Origin of the sequence: Aeromonas sp. HMWF017 (assembly GCF_003061465.1) — a bacterium.
Classification (GTDB): Bacteria; Pseudomonadota; Gammaproteobacteria; order Enterobacterales; family Aeromonadaceae; genus Aeromonas; species Aeromonas veronii.
In genome coordinates this window covers 2073-6146 of record NZ_QAJD01000181.1, presented here as the reverse complement: position 1 = coordinate 6146, position 4074 = coordinate 2073, and the positions used below count along the sequence as shown (strand labels likewise).

Genomic DNA, 4074 nt, shown 5'->3' with positions numbered 1-4074 from the left:
GGCGGTGATGGGGGCATCCTGCTTGGCCTTGATGCGGGCCAGTGCGGCGGCTACCGGATCTTCCCCGCCTGCGGCCGTCATGGTCTGACGGCGCTGGGCGGCGGCTTCGGCATGGCGCGCTTCACGGGCCGCTTTCTCCCGCTCGAAGCGGGCCTGCTTGGCCTCGAAGCGCTGCTTGGCACGCTCGGCTTTTTCGGCCTCGGCGCGGGCTTCGCGAATGTCGTCTTTGGCGATCTTGTAGTACTGCACCAGCGGGATCTCGCTGGGACAGACCCAGGCGCAGGCGCCGCACTCGATGCAGTCCATCAGGTTGAGTTTCTCGGCCTTGTCATACTCCTTGGCCCGGCTGTACCAGTAGAGCTCTTGCGGCAGCAGGGTGGCCGGGCAGGCATCGGCGCAGGCGCTGCAACGGATGCAGGGCTGCTCCGGGCCGGGGGCGGGCAGCTCGGCCTGCGTCGGCGCCAGCAGGCAGTTGGTGGCCTTGACCACAGGCACCATGGCGTGGGGCAGGGTAAAGCCCATCATGGGGCCACCCATGATCACCCGCTGCTCCGCTTCCGGTTGCAGCTCGAAACGCTGCAACAGCCAGCGCACCGGCGTACCCAGGCGCACCCAGGCGTTGCCGGGCTTCTTGAAGCTGTCGCCGGTGAGAGTGACGATCCGCTCGATCAGCGGTTCGCCGTCGATGATGGCGCGCTTGATGGCAAACACGGTGGCGACGTTGAGCACCATGATGCCGATATCGACCGCGCGGCCTCCCTTGGGCACCTGACGGCCGGTGAGCAGTTCGATGGTTTGCTTGGCTCCGCCCGAGGGGTACTTGGTCGGCACCGTCTTGACCAGCACATCTTCATCGGTGGCGTGGCGGGTCAGTTGCCCGATCGCCTCGGGCTTGTTGTCTTCCACCCCGATCAGGGTGAGTTTCGGTTTGAGCAGGTGCTTGAGCACCCGGATGCCATCCATGATCTCGTCAGCATATTGCTGCATCAGCCGATCATCGGTGGTGATATAGGGTTCGCACTCCAGCCCGTTGACGATCAGGATCTCGGTGAGCTGGCCGCGGCCGTCGAGCTTGCTGTGGGTGGGGAACACGGCGCCGCCAAGGCCCGCCACCCCCGCCTGCTGAATGCGCTCGAGCAGCTCGCCCCGCTCCAGATTCCAATAATCGGCTTTGCCGTTGCGCTCGCCCCATTCATCTTCGCCATCGGGGGTGAGAATGACGCAGAGATCGCCGAGCCCGGAGGGGTGGGCAACCGTGTGGTTGCCAATCTCGGTGATGGTGCCGGAGGTAGAGGCATGGACAGGGACGACCCGCCCCTTGGCATAACGGGTCAGCGGTTGCCCTTTTTTGACCTTGTCGCCCACTTGAACCAGCAGATCACCGGCGGGGCCTGCGTGCTGGCGCAGCGGAATGATGAGGCGCGGTGGCAGACCGGCGTCTACCACCGGGCTCTGGCTTGATTGCAGCTTGTTGTCGGCGGGGTGAATGCCACCGTGAAAGTCCCAGAGCGTGCCGGCTTTGATACGTTCGAGTAAGGAATGCATGGTTGCTCCGCTGTTTATTCCACTATCTTGACCGGAATCTTGCCCGGAACATGCACGTTATTGAGATCCCACTTCCAGTTATCGACCGTGGTGGGCACCGGGATCATCTCGATGCAGTCGGTCGGGCATGGATCAACACAGAGATCGCAACCGGTGCACTCGTTGGCAATCACGGTATGCATCGCCTTGGTGGCGCCGACGATGGCGTCCACCGGGCAGGCTTGAATGCACTTGGTGCAGCCGATGCACTGATCTTCGTGGATAAAGGCGACCTTTTTGACTGGCACGGCGGCCTCGTCACTGTCCCCCAGCGGCTGGGGCTCGACCCCCATCAGATCGGCAATCTTGCGCATGGTGGCCTCGCCACCGGGCACGCACTTGTTGATCTGATCGCCGTTGGCGAGCGCCTCGGCGTAGGGTTTGCAGCCGGGATAGCCGCACTGGCCACACTGGGTCTGGGGCAGCAGGGCATCGAGCTGATCGACGATGGGGTCTGCTTCCACATGAAACTTGACGGCGGCAAAGCCCAGGATAATCCCGAACGCCAGCGCCAGCAGGGTGAGCACCAGAATGGCAAAGAGAATATGGATCATGGTTATATCTTGATTAGGCCGGTAAAGCCCATAAAGGCCAGCGACATCAGACCGGCGGTGATCATGGCAATCGACACCCCGCGAAACGGCGCGGGCACATCGGCGGCGACCAGACGCTCGCGCATGGCGGCGAACAGGATCAACACCAGCGAGAAGCCGGTGGCGGCGCCAAAGCCGTAGATCACGCTCTGGATAAAGTCGTGTCGCTCATTGATGCTGAGCAGCGCCACCCCGAGCACCGCGCAGTTGGTGGTGATGAGGGGCAGGAAGATCCCCAGCAGGCGATAGAGGGTCGGGCTGCTCTTGCGCACCACCATCTCGGTAAACTGCACCACCACGGCGATCACCAGAATAAAGGCGAGGGTGCGCAGATAGGCGATATCCAGCGGCAGCAGGATATAGTGCTCCACCAGATAGGAGCTGGCACTGGCGAGGGTCATCACGAAGGTGGTCGCCAGCCCCATGCCGATGGCGGTTTCCAGCTTGCCGGAGACCCCCATAAAGGGGCAGAGGCCGAGGAATTTCACCAGCACGAAGTTGTTAACCAGCACGGTGCCGATCAATAAAAGCAGGTACTCAGTCATCAATTACCGTCACTGAAAGTCGGGTTATCGGGGTTTGAAGGCGGGCGGTATTATCTGACGTTAGGGCCAGTTAAACAACCGCAAGGCCGCATGGTTATTATGCAACTGGATAATTTAGACGGGGTTTTGGGGCAAGATGATGTCGTTTTGACCGTCAATCAATCACTGAGTTGAGGGTGGGGTCCGTATGGGGCTTTTCAGGATGGGAACCGGTCTCTTTAAGCTCCCCAGCTGCCGTAAGCCAGATGCATTACTAAATACGGCCTTTATCAAAAGGATCCGTTGAAGCCCTCCTCGATATGGTGACTCCTCACTTAAGCAGCAGCGGTTACTCTGATGCTTTTCTGGGCGTAAAGGGCTTAAGTTGGGGGAGTTAATCCCCAATTTATTGATCTATGGCTTGTTTTTGCCGATATCCGGTTTTGTTCACACAGCCTACTTGGTTAAGATGCTTCACTTGGCTACCAGTGCTCTAGGTCTTTGTTCCTGGATAACTAGGAACCGCAATCTAATGCAGACCTGATGTTCAGGTAAGAAGCAGCAGACTAAGGGCTGAAACTTAGGGGCGGTAGCGTGCTTGCTTGAAGCTAATGATTACTTCACTAATCAGTGATTCCCACAGGCCATGGCATTCAGTAAGATGAGGAAATTTTCTTGAGTTTTATGAATAAATATTATCCAAATGGCAATTAAAAATCGAAAACCAACAGCTATTGATTTGTTCTGTGGATCGGGAGCTGTTACGTTGGGTTTGAAACAAGCTGGGTTTCATGTGGTCGGTGCCGTCGATCTTGCGCCTCAGGCTTGTTTGACATACAAAGCAAATCACCCTGAAGTAAATTTAATTGAAGAAGATATCGTTAATTTAGATCCAAGCTGTTTTGATAGCGTAGTAAAAAATGGGCTTGATCTACTAGTTGTATGTGCGCCTTGTCAGCCGTTCAGTAGTCAAAATAGGAAAAAATCTATTGCAGACCCTCGGCGTGATTTAGTCTCTGAGTCATTGAAGTTTATCGATAGATTTGAGCCTGAAATTGTATTTCTTGAAAATGTCCCAGGGCTTGCAGCAACAAGTATTTTCTCCTCTTATACAGAGGAGCTAAAAGCGCGTGGATATGATGTCTCTGTACCAATGAAATTGGATGCATCAAAGCTTGGAGTCGCTCAACGTCGCTATAGAATGGTATTGCTAGCCTCCAAAAATATAGACATGCATAAGCTGAGCTCGTTTTCTGAGCAGCCAATGAGGACGGTACGTGACCTTATTTCTGATTTACCTGTACCTCCAATAGGCAGAACATCATCAGCAGCAGATGTTCTGCATTTTTCAAGAAAACACTCGGATCTAAATC

4 protein-coding genes are annotated in these 4074 nt (G+C 56.4%); 1 reads left to right on the top strand and 3 read right to left on the bottom strand.

The genetic code is table 11. The annotated features are described in order from the left end of the window. The 3 genes from rsxC to rsxA all read right to left on the bottom strand — a co-directional run. A partial coding sequence (gene rsxC / locus DBR30_RS22700; RefSeq protein WP_258224529.1) for an electron transport complex subunit RsxC occupies positions 1-1545 on the bottom strand: 1545 nt, incomplete at its 3' end. Positions 1546-1559: 14 nt separating this feature from the next. Beyond that, the gene (gene rsxB / locus DBR30_RS20315; RefSeq protein ID WP_108541074.1) at positions 1560-2138 is read right to left on the bottom strand and encodes an electron transport complex subunit RsxB; all 579 of its coding nucleotides are present in this window, start codon (positions 2136-2138) and stop codon (positions 1560-1562) included. 2 nt (positions 2139-2140) lie between these two features. Further along, positions 2141-2722: an electron transport complex subunit RsxA gene (rsxA, locus tag DBR30_RS20310; protein WP_005337600.1), complete on the bottom strand. Its 582-nt coding sequence runs from the start codon at positions 2720-2722 to the stop codon at positions 2141-2143. Positions 2723-3404: 682 nt separating this feature from the next. Between rsxA and DBR30_RS20305 the strand changes: the two genes are divergently transcribed. Then, positions 3405-4074, top strand: a 670-nt coding sequence (locus DBR30_RS20305) for a DNA cytosine methyltransferase (protein ID WP_219927587.1), incomplete at its 3' end; no start/stop codon positions are given.

What these genes read in the sequence shown, in the direction of transcription:
- rsxB (WP_108541074.1), bottom strand. Translation starts at nt 2,138, where the DNA reads ATGATCCATATTCTCTTTGCCATTCTGGTGCTCACCCTGCTGGCGCTG.
- rsxA (WP_005337600.1), bottom strand. Translation starts at nt 2,722, where the DNA reads ATGACTGAGTACCTGCTTTTATTGATCGGCACCGTGCTGGTTAACAAC.